22 protein-coding genes and 1 pseudogene are annotated in these 22,078 nt (G+C 36.1%); 18 read left to right on the top strand and 5 right to left on the bottom strand.

Translation table 11 applies throughout. From position 1 onward, the window contains the following. The first annotated feature begins 173 nt into the window (after positions 1-173). Together trhO and GMB86_RS13970 are read left to right on the top strand one after the other, a co-directional pair. On the top strand, positions 174-1,103 hold the full coding sequence (gene trhO / locus GMB86_RS13975) for an oxygen-dependent tRNA uridine(34) hydroxylase TrhO (RefSeq protein ID WP_155220953.1): 930 nt from the start codon (positions 174-176) through the stop codon (positions 1,101-1,103). Between the two features lie 138 nt (positions 1,104-1,241). Next, the gene (locus GMB86_RS13970; RefSeq protein ID WP_155220951.1) at positions 1,242-2,411 is read left to right on the top strand and encodes an acyl-CoA dehydrogenase family protein; all 1,170 of its coding nucleotides are present in this window, start codon (positions 1,242-1,244) and stop codon (positions 2,409-2,411) included. 60 nt (positions 2,412-2,471) lie between these two features. On the opposite strand, the gene GMB86_RS13965 is transcribed toward GMB86_RS13970, so the two are convergent. Continuing rightward, entirely contained in the window at positions 2,472-3,248 is a 777-nt protein-coding gene (locus tag GMB86_RS13965) for a protein-glutamine gamma-glutamyltransferase (protein WP_155220949.1), read from the bottom strand. Further along, positions 3,245-4,219, bottom strand: coding sequence for a hypothetical protein (locus tag GMB86_RS13960; RefSeq protein ID WP_155220947.1), 975 nt, complete (start codon positions 4,217-4,219; stop codon positions 3,245-3,247). Before GMB86_RS13960 ends, GMB86_RS13965 begins: the two co-directional genes overlap by 4 nt. Before the next feature lie 87 nt (positions 4,220-4,306). Here GMB86_RS13960 and kapB point away from each other — a divergent pair, with 87 nt between their 5' ends. From kapB to GMB86_RS13935, 5 genes are all read left to right on the top strand, one after another. Continuing rightward, positions 4,307-4,702: a sporulation phosphorelay system protein KapB gene (gene kapB, locus GMB86_RS13955; RefSeq protein ID WP_155220945.1), complete on the top strand. Its 396-nt coding sequence runs from the start codon at positions 4,307-4,309 to the stop codon at positions 4,700-4,702. Between the two features lie 39 nt (positions 4,703-4,741). Beyond that, positions 4,742-5,536 carry a thymidylate synthase gene (locus GMB86_RS13950; protein WP_155220943.1) on the top strand — a complete coding sequence of 265 codons (795 nt, stop codon included), beginning with the start codon at positions 4,742-4,744 and terminating at the stop codon, positions 5,534-5,536. Then, complete coding sequence (locus GMB86_RS13945) at positions 5,533-6,024, top strand: dihydrofolate reductase (protein ID WP_155220941.1); 492 nt, start codon at positions 5,533-5,535, stop codon at positions 6,022-6,024. The genes GMB86_RS13950 and GMB86_RS13945 overlap by 4 nt, the downstream gene beginning before the upstream one ends. A gap of 294 nt (positions 6,025-6,318) precedes the next feature. Next, positions 6,319-6,510 carry a hypothetical protein gene (locus tag GMB86_RS13940; RefSeq protein ID WP_196220242.1) on the top strand — a complete coding sequence of 64 codons (192 nt, stop codon included), beginning with the start codon at positions 6,319-6,321 and terminating at the stop codon, positions 6,508-6,510. 57 nt (positions 6,511-6,567) lie between these two features. After that, positions 6,568-7,569 carry a hypothetical protein gene (locus tag GMB86_RS13935; RefSeq protein WP_155220937.1) on the top strand — a complete coding sequence of 334 codons (1,002 nt, stop codon included), beginning with the start codon at positions 6,568-6,570 and terminating at the stop codon, positions 7,567-7,569. 68 nt (positions 7,570-7,637) lie between these two features. On the opposite strand, the gene GMB86_RS13930 is transcribed toward GMB86_RS13935, so the two are convergent. Beyond that, positions 7,638-8,696, bottom strand: coding sequence for a M20/M25/M40 family metallo-hydrolase (locus GMB86_RS13930; RefSeq protein ID WP_155220935.1), 1,059 nt, complete (start codon positions 8,694-8,696; stop codon positions 7,638-7,640). Between the two features lie 394 nt (positions 8,697-9,090). Further along, entirely contained in the window at positions 9,091-9,291 is a 201-nt protein-coding gene (locus GMB86_RS13925) for a cold-shock protein (RefSeq protein ID WP_155220932.1), read from the bottom strand. 479 nt (positions 9,292-9,770) lie between these two features. Between GMB86_RS13925 and GMB86_RS13920 the strand changes: the two are divergent. From GMB86_RS13920 to GMB86_RS15865, 5 genes and pseudogenes are all read left to right on the top strand, one after another. After that, positions 9,771-11,138, top strand: a pseudogene (locus GMB86_RS13920) (APC family permease). Between the two features lie 102 nt (positions 11,139-11,240). After that, positions 11,241-13,322 (top strand): sigma 54-interacting transcriptional regulator, encoded by a 2,082-nt coding sequence (locus tag GMB86_RS13915; protein WP_155220930.1) that lies wholly within the window; start codon positions 11,241-11,243, stop codon positions 13,320-13,322. A 384-nt stretch (positions 13,323-13,706) separates the two neighbouring features. Next, positions 13,707-15,176, top strand: a complete 1,470-nt coding sequence (locus GMB86_RS13910; protein WP_408033845.1) for an aldehyde dehydrogenase family protein — start codon at positions 13,707-13,709, stop codon at positions 15,174-15,176. 36 nt (positions 15,177-15,212) lie between these two features. Further along, entirely contained in the window at positions 15,213-16,580 is a 1,368-nt protein-coding gene (locus tag GMB86_RS13905) for a putrescine aminotransferase (protein WP_408033844.1), read from the top strand. 223 nt (positions 16,581-16,803) lie between these two features. Continuing rightward, positions 16,804-17,223: an LSm family protein gene (locus tag GMB86_RS15865; protein WP_230459132.1), complete on the top strand. Its 420-nt coding sequence runs from the start codon at positions 16,804-16,806 to the stop codon at positions 17,221-17,223. 97 nt (positions 17,224-17,320) lie between these two features. Here GMB86_RS15865 and GMB86_RS13895 read toward each other — a convergent pair whose 3' ends face one another. Next, the gene (locus GMB86_RS13895) at positions 17,321-18,112 is read right to left on the bottom strand and encodes an SDR family NAD(P)-dependent oxidoreductase (RefSeq protein WP_155220928.1); all 792 of its coding nucleotides are present in this window, start codon (positions 18,110-18,112) and stop codon (positions 17,321-17,323) included. A 180-nt stretch (positions 18,113-18,292) separates the two neighbouring features. Here GMB86_RS13895 and gloA2 point away from each other — a divergent pair, with 180 nt between their 5' ends. The 6 genes from gloA2 to GMB86_RS13865 all read left to right on the top strand — a co-directional run bounded on the left by gloA2 (position 18,293) and on the right by GMB86_RS13865 (position 21,913). Next, a complete protein-coding gene (gloA2, locus tag GMB86_RS13890) occupies positions 18,293-18,679 on the top strand; it encodes an SMU1112c/YaeR family gloxylase I-like metalloprotein (RefSeq protein ID WP_155220926.1) in 387 nt (128 codons plus the stop codon). Between the two features lie 145 nt (positions 18,680-18,824). Continuing rightward, positions 18,825-19,235 carry a Fur family transcriptional regulator gene (locus tag GMB86_RS13885; protein ID WP_155220924.1) on the top strand — a complete coding sequence of 137 codons (411 nt, stop codon included), beginning with the start codon at positions 18,825-18,827 and terminating at the stop codon, positions 19,233-19,235. Positions 19,236-19,349: 114 nt separating this feature from the next. Next, positions 19,350-20,120, top strand: coding sequence for an alpha/beta fold hydrolase (locus GMB86_RS13880; protein ID WP_196220241.1), 771 nt, complete (start codon positions 19,350-19,352; stop codon positions 20,118-20,120). Between the two features lie 300 nt (positions 20,121-20,420). Beyond that, positions 20,421-21,053, top strand: a complete 633-nt coding sequence (locus GMB86_RS13875; RefSeq protein WP_155220918.1) for a YhbD family protein — start codon at positions 20,421-20,423, stop codon at positions 21,051-21,053. A 3-nt stretch (positions 21,054-21,056) separates the two neighbouring features. Next, on the top strand, positions 21,057-21,197 hold the full coding sequence (locus GMB86_RS13870) for a hypothetical protein (RefSeq protein WP_155220916.1): 141 nt from the start codon (positions 21,057-21,059) through the stop codon (positions 21,195-21,197). Then, positions 21,194-21,913 (top strand): polymer-forming cytoskeletal protein, encoded by a 720-nt coding sequence (locus GMB86_RS13865; RefSeq protein ID WP_155220914.1) that lies wholly within the window; start codon positions 21,194-21,196, stop codon positions 21,911-21,913. The genes GMB86_RS13870 and GMB86_RS13865 overlap by 4 nt, the downstream gene beginning before the upstream one ends. The last annotated feature ends 165 nt before the right edge of the window (positions 21,914-22,078 follow it).

Here is a 22,078-nt window from a genome sequence, read left to right as displayed (position 1 = left end):
TAATGACTTTTTATAGCTATACTATGGATGTAATTAAAATAAATGAACAATACTAATGCATAAATGGTTCAAGTTTGGTATCATATTCTATGACACTTTTTTAACATTTTATATAATGTTTAAAAATAATAAATAACTGCAATATTTATTAATGAAAAAGGGTGGAATTAAATATGACAGAACACAAACCATATCGTGTATTACTTTATTATAAGTATGTACCGATTGAAGATCATGAAGCATTTGCTAAGGATCATCTTAAATTTTGTAAGGACCTAGGATTAAAAGGAAGAATCTTAGTTGCACATGAAGGTATTAATGGGACTGTATCCGGAACTTGGGAACAGACTCAGGAATATATGGATACATTGAAATCAGATCCAAGATTTAAAGACATTGTTTTTAAAATAGATGAAGCAGATGGACATGCGTTTAAAAAAATGTTTGTAAGACCTAGAAATGAAATAGTCAGTCTTAAACTAAATGACGATTTAGATCCAAATCAGATTACAGGTAAACATCTACCTCCAAAGGAATTTCTGAAATATCTACAACAAGACGATGTTGTGGTGATTGATGCACGAAACGATTATGAAACACAAATTGGACATTTTAGAAACGCCATTATCCCAGATGTTAAAGCGTTCCGAGATTTACCAAAATGGATTCGTGAAAATTTAAGCGATGCTAAGGATAAAAAAGTCTTAACCTATTGTACGGGTGGTATAAGATGTGAAAAATTTACCGGATTTCTAATTAAGGAAGGCTTTAAGGATGTTAACCAATTAGAAGGCGGTATTGTCGAGTATGGGAAAGATCCTGAAGTTCAGGGCCGACTTTATGATGGAAAATGCTATGTCTTTGATGAAAGAATATCTGTACCTGTGAATAGAACGGATGAAGATGTTGTTATAAGCCACTGTCATCATTGTGGAAAAGAAGTAGATCGACTTGTAAACTGCGCTAATCCAGAATGTAATAGACAATATGTTTGTTGCCCTGAATGTGAGGAGAAATACCATCGTTCATGTTCTGACGAGTGCAGAGAACATCCACGGAATCGGTTTGAATTGGAAAGAAAACAGGCTGTACAACATAATTAATTACGTTAATTAAAAACATGCAGGTGGTTTTTATGCTCTGCATGTTTTTATTTTTTTAATCTGTATGACAATGAGGATGCGTTACGATAAAATAGAACAAGATAATTCAAAAATTAATGTCTTGATAGGAGGGCTAACATGTTTGATCCCTATGCTTCTTTTATAAAAAATGACCGGCATAAAGAACTCGTTAACATGGCGAAAGCGCACGCTAAAAAATTCAAACTTAGAGCGGCAAACTATGATAAAGAAGCATCATTTCCATTTGAAAATTTTGCAGAATTAAAAGAATCAGGTTATACGGCTTTGTCCGTGCCTAAAAGTTATGGGGGTCAGGATTTATCGCTGTATGAATTTGCTCTCATTCAAGAAAATATAGCTCAAGGAGATGGCCCAACCGCGTTATGTGCCGGCTGGCATCTCGGTATAGTGATGGACTTAGCGACTCGAAGAGAGTGGGAGCCATCTAATTTTGAAAAGATTTGCAAAAAAATAGTTCAAGATAAGATCGTGATAAATCGAGCCGCAACGGAGCCAAAAACAGGTAGCCCAACAAGAGGGGGGAAGCCTGAGACAGAAGCTGTTCAGACTGAGGATGGATGGCTGATCAACGGGCATAAAACATTTACATCCCTAGCCCCTATTGCTGATTACTTTATTGTTAGTGCGTCAATTAAAGGTAGCGATGATATTGGAGGGTTTTTAGTACCTAGAGATGCAGCTGGCGTTTCAACGAAACAAACTTGGGACACGCTTGGAATGAGAGCCACTCGAAGTGATGACTTAATCATTGACCATGTTAAAATCGATAAAAATGCCTATGTTGAGCGAATTGGTTGGCAAGATAAAAAGCATACACCCCCTGGTTGGTTAATACATATTCCTGCTTGTTATTTAGGTATTGCTCTAGGTTGTCGCCAAGATATGATTGAGTTTGCCGCTAACTACAAACCAAACAGTTTAAATCATCCGATCAGTGAATTGGAGCACATTAAAAACAAGGTTGGACAAATTGATCTAGAACTCATGAAGGCGAGATATTTGATGTATGGTGTAGCAGCTGAGTGGGACGAATTTCCTGAAAGACGTGAAAACTTGGGCCCAGAGTTACAAGCTGTCAAATATGCGGCGACGAATGCAGCTCTTAAAGCCGTTGATCTAGCTATGCGAGTGGTTGGTGGTACAAGTTTATTCCGTTCAGAGCCTTTTGAACGGTATTACAGAGACATTCGTGCAGGAATCCATAATCCGCCAAGTGATGATATTGTTTTGCAGACTCTCGGGAAACGGGCATTTGAACGAGAATAAACGTGGACCACTTCTTAAATATGATTTATGTTAATCGTACTCATATTGAGTAGAACCTTGTTAAATATGAACACGATTCAGCCCACTAACATTTGATGTATAATTATATAAGAAATTAAAATTTGGACGCGTTGCATTTGTCATCAGATAAGCCGAAACAGTAGCACCAATTCGTCGATATTTGTTTAACTCATCGATGATGGTATTCGCATCAAGGTTTCCTATTCCATGTCCGAAAAACTTTTGATCTGGCATTTGGATGGCATTCTCACCTTGCCATTGTGGTGTTCTTGGATTTACTTCGGGATTCTTGAAATATCGGATATCTCCAAGAATTCCTTGAGCTGCATCATCTATTAAAATCAGAGGATAGGAAGTATGATGATGCCAATCCCATAGATATAGTTGGCGGTAAAATTGATCAAAATGATGTGATCCAATCACTTGAATTAACGCTCTGTATAAGATAATCATCATGGCTGTTGCACATTCAAATGCATATTGGTCTCCATTAGTAAAAATGTCAATGATGGCCATGCTTGGTGAGCTTCCTGCCCTTAATTCAAAACCACCTTCCTCATTAAGCGTCCAAAACTGTGGATTACAGGCTGAATAATAAAAAGTGGCAAAACTGGCTCGGCTTTCTAATAAGAGATACGCAGCATCAATGATCGCTTGCCTTAATTTTATTTCAAAAATGAAAGCTTCTTGATTGGGGTATTGGTAAGGACGTGAATCGTTGTTTAGTCCAAAGACAATTTCATTTGCAAATGGACCTAAGCTTGTCAGCATCTGTTGATCGACAGATGAAATGGGACGACCTTGGATTACTATCATAGCCTGCCTCCTTCATTCAAGAATAAGCGTTGATCTTGAAATGAATAGGTAAGAATTTGTTTCCATTTTGAACGATTCTGTAATCGAAGCTTTGATGATTTTTCTGCTAATGTCATTTGTTCTTGTTCCGATAATTGGATAAAATAGTGATAGTTCCGTACATCTGTAGAAGATAATTTAAGAAGGGGATTCCCGGTTTTATGTGATATGGGTATACCTAAATACTTAGCAGCATAGTGAATGCGAAATGGATGGTGGTCTGGAGAGACGTCATTCGTTTCTCCCGTATAAACAAGATAAGGGCTATTATGCTCATACCAATTCACGAATACATCAAAAGTTTCTTCGTTGGTCGAGCTTTGAACTTCAGGTATAAAACTCAACAATTGCTTTGCGTATTTTCGATCGATAGGATGTTCCGATAATAGATAATTCGAAAAGTGAAGAAGAATGGTTGGATCACATAGTTCGTAAATGGCCCAAAGTAAATAATGACGCTGGGATTTATGACGATTTCTAAAAAATAATAATCTGATGATCTGTTCAAGGTAATCCTGATGAAAAGTTAATAAAACCTGAATCGCTGTACTATCAATTACTTGAATATAATCTGACGAATAAATGGAATCTGATCCTGTCTCGAGGATCCATAAGAATGACGTCACGATGGTATCATGTTGATCTTGAAAGGGACTTTCCTTTGTTAGTCCATAATCCGTGCCTCTCAAAACATTACTAACATGGTTGATAACAATTTGATTTCGATCATTGAGGTCTACTGAATCTTTCCTAACTTCTAGTTCATGTAGAAGAACAAAAAGGGTAGGAAATTCCAATGCTTGATCATTAATTAATTGAGAAGCGTAATCTTTATTGGAGTTATAGAGAGTTTGCCATTCTTTTTTTAATACTTTTATCCCTTTTTCTCGAGTTTTGTTTAGGGGATGATCTGATCGATTAAATTCACTCATGATTTTTTTCCTCCAAATAATACTTGCTAATCAATAGTATGTGGTGAAAAAGAAAATCATGATAACCCTTTTAAGGAGGCGTGTGACATGGTAGACCAATTAAAAGTAAATGGGATTGTCTATGCTCGTTATAAAACGGGGGAATATATTGCTAGAATTATTGAGTTAGACGATAGTCAGGCTGTTGTAGAGATCCTAGCTGTCGTAACGCATCCAACACAAGGAGATTTACATCATCCACATGATGTGAATGTACCCCTTTTTCATCAAAGAAAAGCCTTGAGTTTCCATGAGAAAGCGCGAGTTAGGTTACATAGTTGTAAACCATTCGATAAGGATACGATTCCAGATTTTAAAGGATCTTTAAAGAGTGCTCTTGAAAAAATTTACAGTAAATTGGAGAAAAGCGATGATGCTTGGTCTCGTGAATCAATCAAGCAGCTTCGAGATTTGGAGAACGACTACTTTAAGAAGCCCTATTAGTCTTACGTATTAGACAAAAGCCTGAGATGAGGTGTTCAAATGAAACAATATTTAGATTTATGTAAACGTGTCTTGCAGGAAGGTAATGAAAAGGGAGATCGAACGGGGACAGGAACTCGGAGTGTTTTTGGCCATCAGATGCGTTTTTCTCTTCAAGAGGGTTTTCCGTTATTAACAACAAAAAAACTCCACTACAAATCCATTATTTATGAGTTGCTTTGGTTTTTAAAAGGTGATACAAATGTTAAGTATTTACAAGACCATGGTGTTAGAATTTGGAACGAATGGGCAGATGAAAATGGGGAGCTTGGACCTGTTTACGGACACCAATGGCGATCATGGCCAGGGAAGAATGGAGAAACGATTGACCAGATCTCTAAATTAATGGAAATGATCAAATTAAATCCAAATTCCCGCCGTTTGATTGTGACTGCTTGGAATCCCAGAGATATTGAAGAAATGGCTTTGCCTCCATGTCATTGTTTATTTCAATTTTATGTCAGTCATGGCAAGTTATCCTGTCAGTTATATCAGAGAAGTGCCGATATCTTTCTCGGAGTTCCGTTTAATATTGCGTCATACGCTTTCCTAACACATATGATTGCTCACGTCTCCGGACTCGAAGTCGGTGAATTTATTCACACGTTAGGTGATGCCCATATTTATAACAATCATATTGAACAAGTAAAGGAACAATTGAGCAGGGCACCTAGAGAACTTCCTAAATTATCCTTTAAACGGAAGGTTCCAACGATATTTGATTTTGAATATGAAGATTTCGTCATTGAAGGTTATAATCCACATCCTCATATAAAAGGGAAGGTATCTGTATGATATCTTTTTTACTGGCAATGGACGAAAAAGGACTTATTGGAAAAAACAATAACTTGCCCTGGCATTTACCTGCAGACTTACAATACTTCAAAAAAATAACGATGGGTCATAGTATTATCATGGGTAGAAAAACGTATGAATCGATTGGTAGACCTCTGCCGGGAAGAAGGAATATCATTTTAACGCGTAATAAAGATTATTCGAAAGAGCACGTCGAAGTCTATCATTCAGAGAAAGAATTATTTAATCAATGTAATGATCCAAACGAGGAATATTTTATCATCGGAGGGGCCGAATTATTCAAAAGCTTGTTTCCTTATGCAAATAAATTATATATCACGCGAATTCATCATGTTTTTGAAGGCGATATCTATTTTGAAGGCTTTAATCCAGATGAATGGCGTTTGATATCAGAGGTAGAAGGGGTTGTAGATGCAAAAAATAGGTATCCTCATACTTTTTGCATTTATGAACGGAAAAATGAATAGATAATCACTAAAACTGATCAGGCCGAACTGATCAGTTTTTTTTACATTTTAAGAAAGTATAAGTGCAGATAGGACGCCGTCTGCGTATCATAGGCCCAAGTTTTCTATAGCCTAGGAGCTACTAAACTTTTCAGAAAAAGGGTTAACACATCCAGGTTTAAATTAACACGGATTAAATGATCTTATTAATGACATGTATTTCTGTTTTTTCTGCACGCCTATTTTTCATTTTGCATAATGTATAAAAAAAGCGCTTGAAATGGCGAGACGGAGCTGATAAATATGATGTTGCAAATGCTGAATTTAGTCCTCGTCTATCTTCTTTGTGGTATCTTGATTAGTGGATCACTAACGATATTACCATTCAGAAAAAGGTCTTGGAAGACACATGCTATTCCCTTCTTAATACTCACCATGCTTTGGTTTCCCGTTAGTATTGTGACGATGATGCTGGCTCCCTTTGTTCATAATATGGAATTGGATTGATCGAGATGATTGATTTTAGAGTAGGATCTGTAGAGTAGGGATAAGGAGGCGTAAGGAGTGTTCTTAAATCATGTTTGTTTTGAAAGCATTCTAGAGCCTGAAAGAATGATCATTCCATCTGAAATTTATAAGCGGATTAAAGTTATCAAAGTGATCAAAGATGAGACCTTAGGATATAGAGAATCAATTGAAAAAAATCAGGTTATGAAGAAAGACGAAGCGATATATATTGTGAACCCTTTGGATTCGGCCTGGATTGATGCGATGGTTATCGATAATGAACTGTTTGTTATTGAATCACTGCTTCCTAAGCTGAATTTAAATGGAAAGAAAGTGTATGAACAAGGAGATATAAACCGATCAAACTTAGATACGATTCTTTTGTTTGAAAAGCATAGGTTTATGAATGAAGCAAGGAAACAATTCAAAGTTGCAAAAAAACACGCAAATCACATCACAAATATAATGGATCATGTCACTCAATATGACCAGCTAAACCAATTTTTAAATCATCTCTCTGTTGAATTATTCAAAAATAAACACGTTATTGAAGAGAAAGAGGTACCTTTCTCTTCCTGTCAATATGGAACAATTCTTCAACCTGCTCTTGATCCAATATTAATGGTCCGACAAATTCGTCATATCATTATATTAAAAGGAACAAATCACCACTCTATATCCACTTGCTTACACCAACTAAAAAAAGTAGCAATGATAGAAAAACAGGACCCTATTAGCTACTATTGCCCCTTCTATACAGAAGATATTGATATGCTTTACTTACCTAAGATGAAAACAGCTATATTAGATGGGATGTCCCCGCATCGTTTTGAACCGATTCATCCAAAGGACAAAATATATAATTTAGATCATATCGTGATGGATCAGGAGAAACAACTGGAAAACATTAGTGAATTAAATAAGTATAAGAAATGTTATCATCATTTTATGAATAAAGGTTATGATGCTTTGCACCAGGCAAAATATTATCAAAACCAATTATTAGCCTTTAATTCTCATAAAGATCAGATGCTACATTACGTAGATGAGAATAGTTAAGAAAATAAAGGATTACAGTGTAAGCGTGTCTGTAATCCTTTTAGGTCTATGATGGGTTATTGTTTAAATCATAAATCAACAGGATTTAAATTTTCTTCACCGGTCAGATGACAAATCATATCTGTTAATAAATCTATTTCTTGTTCAATATCCTTAAAGCTTACGGTTTCTACCGGGGCATGCATATATCTAAGAGGCAAAGAAACAAGGGCAATCGGTACTCCTTCACCGGTTAAACGCATTCTATCTGCATCGGTGCCCGTCATCCTAGGTGTTAGTTCATATTGCAGGTTGATATTTAATCTTTTTGCTGATTCTTCAATGATTGAGTTGATCTTATGATTTATAGGGGCCCCTTTAGCTAATACTGGCCCACCATCCAATGTAATATGACCATGCTTATTTTGATCCACGTCTGGAAAATCGGTAGCAAATGTGACATCACAAGCGATAGCAAGAGTGGGTTTTATTTGACTAGCAGCAAAATATGCTCCACCCATATTTGTTTCTTCGTTAACTGTACTTGCTGCATAGAGTCCAACTTTACTATTTCTTTCTTTACAACGTTTCAGAACTTCAGCAATGATAAAAGCGCCTGTTCGATTATCCAAACCACGAGCACTTAGTCTTTGATTAAGGAGTTTTTCAGGTTCCCGCTTATAAACAGCAAGATCACCAACCTGCACATAATTCATGATTTCCTCTTTGGATTTTGCTCCACAATCAAGATATAAATCGCTAAACTCAACTTCCTCCTTCACTCCACCATGGTGTTCGGCGTTGACGCCAACAACTCCTACAATGTGTTGTTTGTATCCAAGAATTTCAATTTTCATGCCGATGGCGGGTTTTGGACTGATTCCTCCCAAACTATCTATGTATACAAATCCATTATCGTCCATACCTCGAACAATAAAACCGATTTCATCAGAATGACCAGCAAGAAGTACTTTGAAGGATGATTCAGGATTTAAGACACCAATCACATTTCCAGAAGAATCTGTACGTATTTCATCGCAGAAAGGTTTGACATAAGATGCCCATTTGCGTTGAATAACAGCTTCTTGGCCAGAAGGGGATGGAGTAGCTAATAAATCAAATAAGAATTCATATGATGGTTGTAGCATTAAATAGACCTCCTTATTAAATTAATATTCTAATATGTTCCATCTATTCTTTTTTATGCGTCAATCGTCCATATGCTAATGACCTATAACATCATGAACTTGATAGATGAAAGGAAATATGTGTCCTATTCATTTTACATCAACTTAAGGGAAGATCATAATATTATAGAAAAACATTATGTTAACCTAAATCTGGTTTAGATAAAATTATTTGTCGAATAAGCAGATATGTTGGAGAATCGTGACAAGTTATGTTATACTGAATATACCATTTGAAATACTGTACTTGCTATATAAAACTCCCTATTCTTATACGAATAGGGAGTTATTTTTTTAAAATTTACAACAAATAAAAAAGCAGACTCTTATAAGAGTCTGCTTTATATCTTTTGTATTATAATTTTACAACGTTAGTTGCTTGTGGTCCACGTTGACCTTGTTCAACTTCAAAAGAAACTTCTTGACCTTCGTCTAAAGTTTTGAAGCCGTCAGTTTGGATAGCTGAGAAGTGTACGAATACATCGTCTCCACCATCGCGTTCGATAAATCCAAAACCTTTTTCTGCGTTAAACCATTTTACTTTACCTTGTTCCATTGTTGTTGCCTCCTAGTGCGTTAAGCACACATTTGTTACTATCCTTGCTCAATTCTTTAAGATTTAAAGTAGATACTTCTTAATCAAGACCGAACAAAAATAATTCTTCCTTAGTATAACAGGGAATAACAGATTTTGCAAATTTAAATGAGTGAAATAGGATAATATTTACGACTTTCTTAAATATCACCTTCTTTAAATTATGATACATTAGTATACCCGTTTTTGATCTTTTTATTCCTTTGTTAAGCCTAATTTTAAACAATTTAATTCTGCGAACAGATAAATATGCAGTGATGCATAAGTTATGCAATAATGTATAATTGAATTTAATGATAATTTTAAAAATTTAATAAAAACCCTTTTTATAACTGTGCTCTTTCAATTATTAAGCGTTTTGGCATAAAAATTGCTTAATGATCAATGAATGAACGGTTAGTTTTTCACTGTGCAAGATATTATGAGAAAGAGGGATTGTTATGAAAGAACAAACAACGTTGAAACGTTCGCTCGGATTATGGTCAATTGTTTTACTCGGTTTAGGTTACATGACGCCAATGGTAGTGTTTGACACATTCGGAATTGTTGCTGGAACGACAAGTGGAGGAGTTCCGCTCGCTTATTTAGTCGCATTAGTTGCTATGTTACTTACGGCACTTAGCTATGGAAAAATGGTTCAAGTCATGCCGAGTGCAGGAACAGCTTATGCCTATACATCAAAGACCATGAATCAACATCTTTGATTTATGGTTGGCTGGGCTTCTTTACTCGACTATTTGTTACTCCCTATGGTCAATGCCCTTATTATCCGTATTTACATGAGTTCATTTTTCCCTGAAATCTCAGTTTGGATTTGGATTACAGCTTACGTTATATTGTTAACGGGTTTAAATATTTGGAGTATAAAACTAGCTTCACGTTTTAATAGTACACTCGTCTTTTTACAAATTATTATGGTCGCTGTTTTTTCAATCATCGCAATGGTAAAGTTACATAACGGCCATGGTAATGGTGCGATTTTTAGTATAGAGCCGTTTATTCATTCAGGAATTCATTTTCAAACATTGATGATGGGAGCAACGGTTGTCTGTTTTTCTTTCTTAGGATTTGATGCTGTAACGACATTTTCAGAAGAAACACCGAATCCAAAGAAAACCATACCAAAAGCGATTCTCTTAACCACATTAATTGGTGGAGCTTTATTTATTGCGGCCTCTTATTTTGCACAATCGTTATATCCACACCTTTCAACATTCAAAAATACGGATGATACGTTACCTGAAATAGCAAAATATTCAGCTGGTATGATCTTTCAAGTGTTCTTTTTTGCTGCGGCATTTGCAGGGGTACTATCCTCTGGATTGGCTTCGCATGGAAGTGTTTCCCGCTTAATGTATGTTATGGGTAGAGATGGTGTTTTACCACGAAAAGCATTTGGTTATGTTCACCCACGTTTTCAAACACCGATGTTTAATGTTATATTAGTTGGCTTAGTGACTTTTGCGTCCATGTCTTTTAGCCTAGATTTGATTAGTTCCTTTATCAATTATGGTGCGCTGACGGCTTTTTCATTTGTTAATTTATCTGTTATCGCTCATTACTTGTTTAAGGAAAAACGTTTAAAATCAGTTAAAGATATTTTCAACTACGGAATATTACCGTTAGGTGGGTTTGCTTTTATCGTTGTGCTTTTGACTTCATTATCCCATGATTCGATTTATTTTGGTTTAATTTGGTCAGCCATTGGTTTTATCTACTTACTTTGGCAAACACGTTTATTTAAGGTCCAACCTAAACAATTTGATTTTGAACTTACTGAAGAAACAGTTGAACTAAAAGCGCAATAGTCGTGTAAAAAAACATAACATAACGATTACGCGTCTAACGATTGATGTCATTATTTATAACTAGGTGTGTTATAATCGTTTCATAAGGAGGGCGATTAATAGATGCTACCCATTCCTAGTGAGAAAATAAGACCGATTGTTAGTATGGCTATCAATCAATCAGAGAAAGAAATATCGGAATATTTGAGACATTCTTTTAATGATTATATTTTTTTGAAAGATGGTCATCGGTTAACGGGCTACTTAAACGTTAGAGATGCTTTTAATAAAGATACTGAAACTGTGACTCTTGATCAAATTAAACAACTTACCCATTCGTTGGATCATGCCTGCTTTCTGAACAAAGAACATACGCTACTTGATCTTTATCAAGTAATAGGGGAAGCTGTGACTCTTGTTAAAGATGAAAATAATCAAATTATCGGTTATATCAAGAGAGAAGATTTGCTTGTTGAAATGTTTAAAAGTGATAGTCAAAATACAGGTTTATTAAAAACAATTTTAACATCGATCCCAATGGGCATCTTTGTCGTCAATCAAGATCAAAAAATTATTAATTGTAATGATTCGGGTTTGAAAATGATCAAAAGAAAGGCTATGGAAGTGATAAACCACCCAGCCTGTCTCATTTTTAAACAAAAACATATTGATTGTGTTTTTCGTACGGGTGAAACGTTATTGAATCAAATCATTACAAAGGATAACATGGGGATTCTTGCTGATTATAGTCCGATTATTCAAAATGGTCAGGAAGTAAGTGGAGTTGTCATCGTTGTTCAAGATTTGCCAATGGTAGAGAAAATGGCCATGGAAATGGAGTATGTTAAGAATTTAAATAATGATTTAAATGCTGTTTTATCCAGTGTATATGATGACATTTTAGTATTAGATAGAAATGGCATACTCCTAAGATGCAGTGAAGCTATGACGCCAGATTATTGGGATATCGATTTTAAACAGTTTATTGGAAAATGTTTGCTTCACATGGATTTTGATAGTGAATTCGATCCGATAGCCATCCAATATGTAAAAGATAACAAGGAAAAATACTCCGTTGTATATGAAACAAAAATTGGGAAAAAAGTGCTTACTGTAGGTACACCCATATTGGATGAAGCAGGGGATCTGCAACGAATTATTATTGCGTTGCGGGATATAACAGAAACAGCCAACTTAAAACAGCAATTAGACAAATATAAAAAAGAATTAGATGGTTTAAAAAAGAAAGATTTATTTTTTAATCAGATGGTTTATCGTAGTAGCGGTATGGAAGAATTAATGATTCGTGTTAAGAAGATAGCTGAATTTTCTTCAACAGTCTTGATAAGTGGTGAGTCTGGGGTAGGTAAAGAAGTCGTAGCAAAAGCGATTCATCAAATGGGCAAGCGCTCTAGTCAGCCATTCATTAAATTAAATTGTGGAGCTATTCCTGAACAATTATTAGAAAGTGAATTGTTTGGTTATGTCAAAGGCGCTTTTACTGGAGCAGACGTTAAAGGTAAAAAAGGGTATTTTGAACAAGCAAATGGCGGTGTGATTTTTTTAGATGAAATAGGTGAAATGCCAATTCAACTTCAAGTAAAACTCCTTCGTGTTTTGCAAGAAAATGAAGTCGTACCTGTCGGAAGTACAAAAACCATTCCGATTGATGTACAGGTTGTCGCAGCCACTAATCGTGATTTATCTATGATGATAAAAGAAGGAAAATTTCGTGAAGATCTCTATTATCGCTTGAATGTGATTCCAATTCATGTACCACCGTTGCGTGAGCGAACAGAAGATATAGCTCCGCTAACCATGCATTTTTTAAAACAATTTAATGAAAAATATAATAAACATTATACGTTCATGCCTGATGCATTAAACTTACTAGAATTGTATAGTTGGCCAGGGAATATTAGAGAGCTACAAAATGTCATTGAAAGATTAATCGTAGCCTCGGATGAAGATACCATTTATGCTGATCTCGTGTCGAAGCTGATCAAGTTTGATTTAAGCTTGCCAGAATCGAGACCACTGAATCGAGTCATACCTATGAAACAGGCAAAGGAAAAATTAGAAAGTGAGTTAATTATGCTGGCGATGGAGCGCTACAAAACGACCATCCGTGCAGCGGAGGTTCTTGAAATAAGCCAATCCACGGTAAGTCGGAAATATAAGAAACTGTTAGAGCAAAATCAATAAACTGGACTCTTTGTTAAATTTCAGCTTAGCAGAACAGAAAAGAATACTTTCGTAATCGATTTACTTAGTTTTAATAAAGAACATGTTCAAACCACCATTCCTATGACACGGATGGTGGTTCATTTTTTTCTCTAAAAATGCAATTAAGAATACCATTATGCAAAAATGCATAGTCCAGAAAACTCCTTTTTATTCGGTAGGAAACAAATTGCATCATTTAATGCCTCAGGTAGTGATTTCTTTAAGGTTTTCAATGAATAAAAAGATAAATTAAGAGTTGGCATGAAGTTTGCATGTATTAGATTAAGAGGAAATCTAATTAACTATTATCTAAAAGCGGTTGGAAGGAGACATGGCATGGTTGTATCAATGGATCGTAAAGTAATGAAATTAAATATGTTTATTGACGGATCATGGCAAGCAGGAAGTACCAACCAAACACGTCAAATTGTCAATCCTGCAAACGGAGAGATTATTGCCGAAGCGGCTGAAGGAACAACTAGAGATGTTGAATATGCTATTTCAGTTGCAAGGAAAACGTTTGAATCAGGAATTTGGTCCGAGAAAACGGCTGAGGAGCGAGCAGAAGTTTTATTGAAAATCGCACAAAAGATTGATGAGAAACAAGAGGAATTAGCTAAATTGGAAACTCTCGATAATGGTAAAACCTTACGAGAAGCGAGTTATGACATGAGCGATGCAGCCAACTGTTTCCGTTACTATGCAGGTTTGATTCGTGCTCCTCATGGGGAAACCTATCACGTTCCTGATAACATGCAAGCAATGGTTGTTAGAGAGCCGATTGGCGTGTGTGGGCTTATCGTCCCATGGAATTATCCTCTATTAATGAGTGTATGGAAACTAGCTCCAGCACTCGCTGCAGGAAATACCGTTGTCTATAAACCATCTGAAGTGACTCCGGTCACCCCAGTAAAATTGTTTGAGATTTTCGAAGAGGTTGGTCTCCCGCATGGAGTGGCAAATCTTGTCTTAGGGGAAGGAAAAGTGGTAGGTCACACGATTGTTGAAAGCCATGACGTTGACATGGTCTCATTTACAGGTGGGACAGAAACCGGCCGCCACATCATGAGAACGGCAGCAGGTAACATGAAGAAAGTGTCTCTTGAGCTCGGCGGGAAATCACCAAACATTATTTTTGCAGACAGTGATTTTGAAACAGCTGTTGACTATGCGCTATTTGGTATTTTTTCGGGGGCAGGTCAAGTCTGCTCAGCTGGTTCTCGTATTTTGGTTGAGGAAAGTATTCAAGAGGCTTTTATTTCACGATTTGTTGAAAGAACAAAAAAAATCAAGGTCGGACCTGGTTTGAATCCAGAATCTGAAATGGGCCCACTTGTAAGCGAGGAGCATATGAAGAAAGTGCTTCGTTATATCGAGATCGGAAAAGAAGAAGGGGCTGAACTTGCGTGCGGTGGATACCGGATCCTTGATGAAGGATATGATAAAGGTTATTTCGTTGCTCCGACGGTATTTATCCATACGACGCCAGATATGCGCATTGTTCAGGAAGAAATTTTTGGGCCCGTCGTTGTCTTTCAAACATTTAAAGATGAGCGTGAAGCAATTAAACTCGCAAATGATACAAAATATGGTCTAGCCGGTGGCGTTTTTACTCAAGATGCTGCCAAAGCGATGCGTGTGATTAAGAAAGTTCGTGCGGGGATCACCTGGGTGAATACATACCATGGCACATATAATGAAGCTCCGTGGCATGGCTATAAACAAAGTGGGATTGGTTCCAGTTTAGGAACCTATGGATTAGATGAATTTCTTGAAATTAAACAAATCAATTTCAATTTACAAGTAGAACCCATCGGTTGGTTTAAGAATTAAAAAACAACAGGAAGAATCAAATAGGAGGAATTAAACATGTCAATGGATACATTAGATTTAAAAAACAGGAAAGTTAATGAAGCGAATGAGTATGCAAAAAAGGTATTGGGCCTTATCAATAAAAAGGATGCTGACATCACAAAAGAAGATGCAGAATGGATTACTCAAGAAACGGTTAAAGATTTTAGAGATTACGTCAATCCTGGATTTTTAAAATATCGCAAGTCAGTAACTAAAGATGAACAATTTGCGGCTGTGGAATGGTCAGATGAAGGGGACTGCTTTAAAGACGTAAATGGTAAGAAATATATCGACTGTTTAGGTGGATTTGGTATATACAATGTCGGTCATCGTCATCCAAAAGTTGTTGAAGCTGTCGTTAATCAAATGAATCGTCAAGCGCTCCATAGCCAAGATTTACTAGACCCTCTTCGTGCTTTTCTAGCTAAAATACTTGCTGATATCACACCAGGTGATCTTCAATATTCATTTTTTACGAATAGTGGCACAGAAAGCGTCGAAGCAAGTCTTAAACTTGCCAAAATGTATAACCCTGAGCGTCATACGTTTATTGCTGCGACACGTGCCTTCCATGGTAAAAGTTTAGGGTCATTATCGGGAACAGCAAAAGGGATGTTCCGTAAGCCATTTCTTCCATTAGTTTCCGGCTTCCGTCACGTTCAATATGGTGATATTGAGATGCTTGAGAAAACAATGGAAGCCTGTGCTTTAACTGGAGAAGACGTGGCAGCGGTTCTTTTAGAGCCGATTCAAGGTGAAGGCGGTATTATTATTCCTCCTGAAGAGTATCTCCCTCAAGTGAGAGCGCTTTGTGATAAGTTTGGAGCATTACTTATTTTTGATGAAGTGCAAACAGGCATGGGCCGGACGGGTAAAATGTTTTGCTCGGAACATTCTAATGTTGTCCCAGACATTCTTTGTCTTGCTAAGGCGTTTGGTGGAGGGATCATGCCAGCTGGAGCCGTCATTGCGAACGAGAAAGTGTTTGAAAACCTTTTTCCGAACCCCTTCATGCATACGACAACTTTTGGAGGAAATCCATTAGCCTGTGCAGCGGCAATCGCGACCATTAATATTTTAATTGAAGAAAAATTACCAGAACGTGCAGCACAAATGGGTGAATATATGCTCGATGGCTTGAAAAGAGCGGCTGAAGGTCATGAAGACAAAATTAAAGCGATTCGAGGCAAAGGTCTTATGATTGGGATTGAATTTCAAGAGGATGAAATTGGCTATGATTTCTCTAAGAAATTATTTGATAAAGGTGTCCTTGTAGCCGGAACCCTAGTCAATGCGAAAACAATTCGAATTGAACCACCATTGACTATTAAAAAAGAAGAAATTGATACGGTGATTCAAACCGTTGCGGAAGCTTTAAAATAAAAATAAAGATAAAGATAAAGATAAAGATAAAGCCCTGACTCTTATCAAATGGATAGGAGCAAGGCTTTTAATAGTTTCTGATGAAAGAAAAAAGAGATTTAGAGAAAACATTCAAAACTATAATGAAGAAAAAACAGAAGTCATAATTAAAATGACCTCTTCTAGGCATGAGCCCTCTCATAATCCTTTAGGTGACATATAGTATTGAATGAGAGGCAGGCATATGTCTTGTTTTGTTTCGTTTACGATGCAACAAAAAGAGGAGAGTGGCTTAATGTCTATTCGAGATACCTATAATCAATCTTATCAGTACTTGAACCAACCAGTAGAAATCATGTGTGCAGACGGCAAGGTTTATCAAGGAATTGTTCATTCTGTCGACCATGAGAACGTGTATATACAACCGCTTGAAGGGAATGCACATCGTCCTTATGATTATGAAGATGAAAGATTATTTGGTGCCCCATTTGTCGGAGCATTGACGGGCGGATTGATCGGGGTTAGTTTAGGTAGTATTTTAGCTCTTAGACCATGTGGTCCTTATGGGTGTCCTTATCCATATGGTGGTGGATATGGCTACGGACCGGGCTATGGATATGGATCAGTTCCCCCTTACTATGGTCCAAGACCGGGATATTATTAATTAGATCAAGCAACTTGTGATATTAAAAAATGATCTAACAAGAATCATAAAATGAAAAATGCTCCCATTTGAGGAGCATTTTCATTTAACCATTTTATTATACATACTTTATTGAACCGCCATTAACAGCATATTCAGATCCTGTTACGTAAGAAGCTTGGCTTGAAGCAAGAAAGACAACGACGGCTGCTATCTCCTCGGGTTGACCAATAGAACCTCTGGGGATTTGCCTTACATTTTTCGCAAAATGTTCTATGGCTTTTTCACCATCCATGTTAAATTTTTCAGCAAGCATATCAATCATACCGTCCGGTTGTTCCCACATATGTGTTCGAGTAGGTCCGGGAGATACACAGTTAACACGAACCCCTTCAGGTCCAAATTCTTTAGCTAAGGCTGACGTAAGGTTGATAATCCCTGCTTTACTTACGCTGTAGTCGATGGCAAATTCATCTGGTTGATGACCACTTTCTGAAGCAATAGAAATGATGGAAGAATGGTCTTGTTTAGTAAGATGAGGAATAGCAGCACGGCTGACCCGAATCATACTATACAAATTCGTTCTTAACGTATAGTCCCAGTCATCATCAGTTAAATCCAAAAAACTACTTTTATATTTTGCAATACCGACATTATTGACAAGAACATCAATTTTTCCAAATCGACCAATCGCTTGATTAATTAATGTTTCAGCGCCTTCTTGTGTACTTAGATCGACTTCAACAGGGAATAGAATATCCTGTGAGGCAATGTTTTGAAATCCCTCGGTATGTATATCTCCTGCTACAACCTTTGCTCCTTCGTTAAGAAAGGCTTTTGTAATGGCAAGTCCCATACCGGCATGGGCGCCTGTAACGACAACGACTTTGTCCTTTAAACCTAAATTCATAATTCTGTATCTCCTTTTATGTTTTTATGTTACTTATACCCTTATTCAATATAAATAAAACATTACTAGAAAAATTTTTATACAACATGATCTCTTGTACTATAATGATTAACAAGAGGGACGTACAGATATAAATACCAAGAAAATCGCTAAAAAGGTAATAAAAAAGGGAGGATAGATATGGAAATTATGGGTATCCACCATATTGCTATTATTTGTTCGGATTATGAAAAATCAAAGCATTTTTATGTCACTATTTTGGGTTGTCAAGTGATTCATGAACATTACCGAGAAGAGAGATGTTCATATAAATGCGATTTGAGATTAGGTGAGTGCGATCAAATCGAATTGTTTTCATTCCCGAGTCCACCTGGAAGGTTAACTCAACCAGAAGCATGTGGGTTAAGGCATTTAGCGCTTAAGGTCAAGGATATTAACCAAGCTAAATTAGAACTAGAAGAAGCGGATATAGAAGTTGAGCCGATTCGTAAAGACCCGATTACGGGTAAATTATTTACTTTTTTTCAAGATCCTGACCATCTTCCGCTTGAGCTATATGAAATATAAATTAAACACGTCTATTCACGATTGAGATAGTCATGTTGTATAAGAGGTTTTGGTAGATAAAACGGTTAACCGTCTGTTATGATGTAATTAATACTTATATTTAGGAAGTATGAGGAAATGAAAATGAGGAAAGAAGTGATGTGCGATGAATAAGCGTGATGCCCTCGTTGCACTTAAAGAAAAAGGTTATAAACATACCGACAAGAGAGAGGATATTTTGCAGCTCTTTGAAAATAGCAACGGTTATATCTCAGCAAAAGATATCCAAACGGCTTTAAAGTCAACTTATCCAGGTCTTAGTTTTGATACGATTTATCGTAACCTTTCGCTATTTGTAGACATGAACATACTAGAGGCTACGGAACTGGATGGCGAGAAAATGTATCAATTTTACTGCTCGCATCATCATCACCATCATTTTATTTGTCTAAAATGCGGGAAGACACATTCAATCGATGTCTGCCCAATGGAAAGTATACACGGATTAGACCCAAACTTTGTCGTTACAGACCATAAATTTGAAATTTATGGTTACTGTAAAGATTGCCAAAAATAGTATTAGAATTTATTTTTACCAATAGTTCAAAAAATGTCTCCTTAAAAAAATGTATAGAATAGCCTCCATTCGATAAAAATACCTTTATATTATGATCAGATGGAGGCTATAAGTATGCCTTTTTTCGAAAATTCAAGTGGCGTGACGATCTACTTTGAAACCATTGGAGAAGGACATCCAATTATTTTTATTCACCCACCGCTCACAGGGCACGTTATTTTTAAATATCAAAAAAAATTAAGTGAACATTTTAAAGTTGTTTTATTTGATGAAAGAGGGCATGGAAAAAGCTCATACAAGCCTTACTCAGGAAATGTTCTAGACACACATGTCAAAGATTTAAAAGAACTGGTTGAGTTTCTTAAACTCAAGAAACCCATTATCGTAGGATATTCGGATGGCGGCTTAATTGGCCAGTTGTATGCTCAAAAATTTCCTAACGATCTTGGAGCATTAATTCTTATTTGCGGTTATCCTGTTGTAAGTTCAATAACTTTAGCTTTGATTTATAAATTTGGAATCGGTTGTATGAAAATGAACAATAAGAAATTATTAAGCCATCTCATAACGTTTACTCATTCAGTAACGGAAGAAGATAAAAAAGAACTATTTGATTATATGTTAAAAGCAAATAATAAAGCTGTATTAGACTTATATTGTGAAGGAAAAGGCACTAATTTACTCGATCAACTTAGTACATTAAACAAATTGCCCATTTTAGCGTTATATGGAATGAATGATTGGTATACAAAAAAACATAATAAATTTTTTTCGAGGCTCGAGCAGTCAAACGTAGTTCTAGTTGAAGGAGCAACTCATCAACTTCCCACTCGTTGGCATGAAGAGGTGAATGCGGCCATCACTCATTTTTTAAGGAATATATGATTGACTAATAAAAAAAACCCAAGCCGATAGGGCTTAGGCAATAAAATACATTAAAGCGCTTTCAAAATGTTGGATTGGATGAATCTAGTATAGTTTATCTAGATATAAAATGCACGTTTAAGTTCAAATAAAAGGGTCACTAGTAACACCTTTTCAATAGAAAATTTATACAAATACGGAGGTTCGTATTTGTTGTATATGGCCGTAAAATTCACTTGGTTTAACACGTGTAGGTCTGGTTTTTTGTGTCTTTACAATGTAACAGTGTTATGTTACATTGTTTTTGTGGAGGTTATGATGATGCAAAATGATCTTATTGCAAAAAAAGATCTATTAGAATTAGCACATATTTCATATGGTCAACTATATCGGTGGAAGAGAAAAAAATTAATACCAGAGGAATGGTTTATTCGAAAATCGACTTTTACAGGACAAGAAACGTTTTTTCCAAAACAAAAGATATTAGATCGCATTGAGAAGATTGTTAGTTTGAAAGACGATCTGTCACTAGATGAATTAGCTGACATGTTCTCACCTAATCCACAGTCTGTGTCAATGACCGTTAATCAAATCATAGAACGTGACATTGTTTCATCGGTAGCGGTGAATGTTTTGTTTCCTGAGGAAGAAAGAAATAGGTCATTATCGTTTGAAGCGATCCTTTCAGCCTATATCACCGATAAAGTGTTGAAATCAGGCGAAGCAAATCGAGAAGAAAGTAAACAACTCTATACTTTTTTAATGAACCATTACCGTGGGTTAAATGGTCAGCCTTTTTATTTATTAATTTTTCGAAAACTTGGCGTTACATCGTTTTTATTAATCTTGAAGCAAGAATATTATTATGTTGATGATCTTACCAAAGAAGTCTTCAAATTAGATATTTTACAAAGTATTGAGGAACTTAAGAGTTTATTATCGATGGGAGCTTAATCGATGGGAGAGAATTTTGAAGGAGATAGCATTTACTTAGAAAATACATCATCGATCAGGTTCGAATTGTTCAATGGACCAGGTACAAACCAACGTATCATATTAAATCAAATGTCTAAATTTAGTGGAGGAATAGCGATATGACTAAAATCACGCAAGCAGCCGATTTAATTATTTCAGGATCTGGCTCGACTTCAGGTGGAATTTTTCATAATGTTAAAATTAGCGGCTCAGGTAAAGTCGGTGGTGATATCGAATGTAGTCGTTTTCAAACAAGCGGTTCTAGCCGGATCAACGGGAATGTTAAGTCAGAGAACATGAAAATAAGCGGAAATTCTAAAATCCTTGGTTCGTTGACTTCAGAAACAATGGATATCAGCGGTTCGATTACAATTGACGGAAATGCAGATGTGAAATCTATCCACATTAGTGGGTTTTCCCGTATAAAAGGAAATATCAAAAGTGAAATGGTGTCACTTAGCGGAAATATAAAATTGTTTGGTAGCTTGGAATCTGATTCAGTTCATTTAAAAGGTGGATTCATGATTCAAGATCTATTAAGTGCAGACGAGATAACCATCGGCATTGGTGGTGATTGTAAGGTGAAGGAAATTGGTTGTGGAACACTTAAAGTAACGAAAAGAACGTTTGGTTTAGATATTTTAAGTAAATTGTTTTCTAAGCATTTAATTACAGATCAAATTGAGGGTGACGATATCTATTTAGAATATACAAAGGCAAAAACAGTTCGAGGAAACCGAGTGACAATTGGATCAGGCTGTGAAATTGAACATGTCGAATATAAAGATCATTTTTCAAAAGCTGGCGATGCGATTGTGAAGCATTCGGAGAAAATATAAGGGAGAGTTGAATTTTAAAAGAGAAATTAACGATTGAAAACAAATAAAACAATCCTCTTAGTCATTAGTTACCTATTCCCTGAGATAGGTAACTTTTTTATCTTTACTTAGACAAAATATGACGGAAATTTCAAATAAATAGCGGGAAAAACTCTTGTTATTTTA

The sequence above is a fragment of the Terrilactibacillus tamarindi genome, from assembly GCF_009718825.1.
Classification (GTDB): domain Bacteria; phylum Bacillota; class Bacilli; order Bacillales; family Sporolactobacillaceae; genus Terrilactibacillus; species Terrilactibacillus tamarindi.
This window is presented reverse-complemented; position numbering and strand designations above follow the sequence as displayed.

Bases quoted from the DNA above. Each gene is read 5' to 3' on its own strand.
- trhO (WP_155220953.1), top strand. From the start codon at position 174: ATGACAGAACACAAACCATATCGTGTATTACTTTATTATAAGTATGTA.
- GMB86_RS13970 (WP_155220951.1), top strand. From the start codon at position 1,242: ATGTTTGATCCCTATGCTTCTTTTATAAAAAATGACCGGCATAAAGAA.
- GMB86_RS13965 (WP_155220949.1), bottom strand. From the start codon at position 3,248: ATGATAGTAATCCAAGGTCGTCCCATTTCATCTGTCGATCAACAGATG.
- GMB86_RS13960 (WP_155220947.1), bottom strand. From the start codon at position 4,219: ATGAGTGAATTTAATCGATCAGATCATCCCCTAAACAAAACTCGAGAA.
- kapB (WP_155220945.1), top strand. From the start codon at position 4,307: ATGGTAGACCAATTAAAAGTAAATGGGATTGTCTATGCTCGTTATAAA.
- GMB86_RS13950 (WP_155220943.1), top strand. From the start codon at position 4,742: ATGAAACAATATTTAGATTTATGTAAACGTGTCTTGCAGGAAGGTAAT.
- GMB86_RS13945 (WP_155220941.1), top strand. From the start codon at position 5,533: ATGATATCTTTTTTACTGGCAATGGACGAAAAAGGACTTATTGGAAAA.
- GMB86_RS13940 (WP_196220242.1), top strand. From the start codon at position 6,319: ATGCTGAATTTAGTCCTCGTCTATCTTCTTTGTGGTATCTTGATTAGT.
- GMB86_RS13930 (WP_155220935.1), bottom strand. From the start codon at position 8,696: ATGCTACAACCATCATATGAATTCTTATTTGATTTATTAGCTACTCCA.
- GMB86_RS13925 (WP_155220932.1), bottom strand. From the start codon at position 9,291: ATGGAACAAGGTAAAGTAAAATGGTTTAACGCAGAAAAAGGTTTTGGA.
- GMB86_RS13915 (WP_155220930.1), top strand. From the start codon at position 11,241: ATGCTACCCATTCCTAGTGAGAAAATAAGACCGATTGTTAGTATGGCT.
- GMB86_RS13910 (WP_408033845.1), top strand. From the start codon at position 13,707: ATGAAATTAAATATGTTTATTGACGGATCATGGCAAGCAGGAAGTACC.
- GMB86_RS13905 (WP_408033844.1), top strand. From the start codon at position 15,213: ATGTCAATGGATACATTAGATTTAAAAAACAGGAAAGTTAATGAAGCG.
- GMB86_RS15865 (WP_230459132.1), top strand. From the start codon at position 16,804: ATGTCTTGTTTTGTTTCGTTTACGATGCAACAAAAAGAGGAGAGTGGC.
- GMB86_RS13895 (WP_155220928.1), bottom strand. From the start codon at position 18,112: ATGAATTTAGGTTTAAAGGACAAAGTCGTTGTCGTTACAGGCGCCCAT.
- gloA2 (WP_155220926.1), top strand. From the start codon at position 18,293: ATGGAAATTATGGGTATCCACCATATTGCTATTATTTGTTCGGATTAT.
- GMB86_RS13885 (WP_155220924.1), top strand. From the start codon at position 18,825: ATGAATAAGCGTGATGCCCTCGTTGCACTTAAAGAAAAAGGTTATAAA.
- GMB86_RS13880 (WP_196220241.1), top strand. From the start codon at position 19,350: ATGCCTTTTTTCGAAAATTCAAGTGGCGTGACGATCTACTTTGAAACC.
- GMB86_RS13875 (WP_155220918.1), top strand. From the start codon at position 20,421: ATGCAAAATGATCTTATTGCAAAAAAAGATCTATTAGAATTAGCACAT.
- GMB86_RS13870 (WP_155220916.1), top strand. From the start codon at position 21,057: ATGGGAGAGAATTTTGAAGGAGATAGCATTTACTTAGAAAATACATCA.
- GMB86_RS13865 (WP_155220914.1), top strand. From the start codon at position 21,194: ATGACTAAAATCACGCAAGCAGCCGATTTAATTATTTCAGGATCTGGC.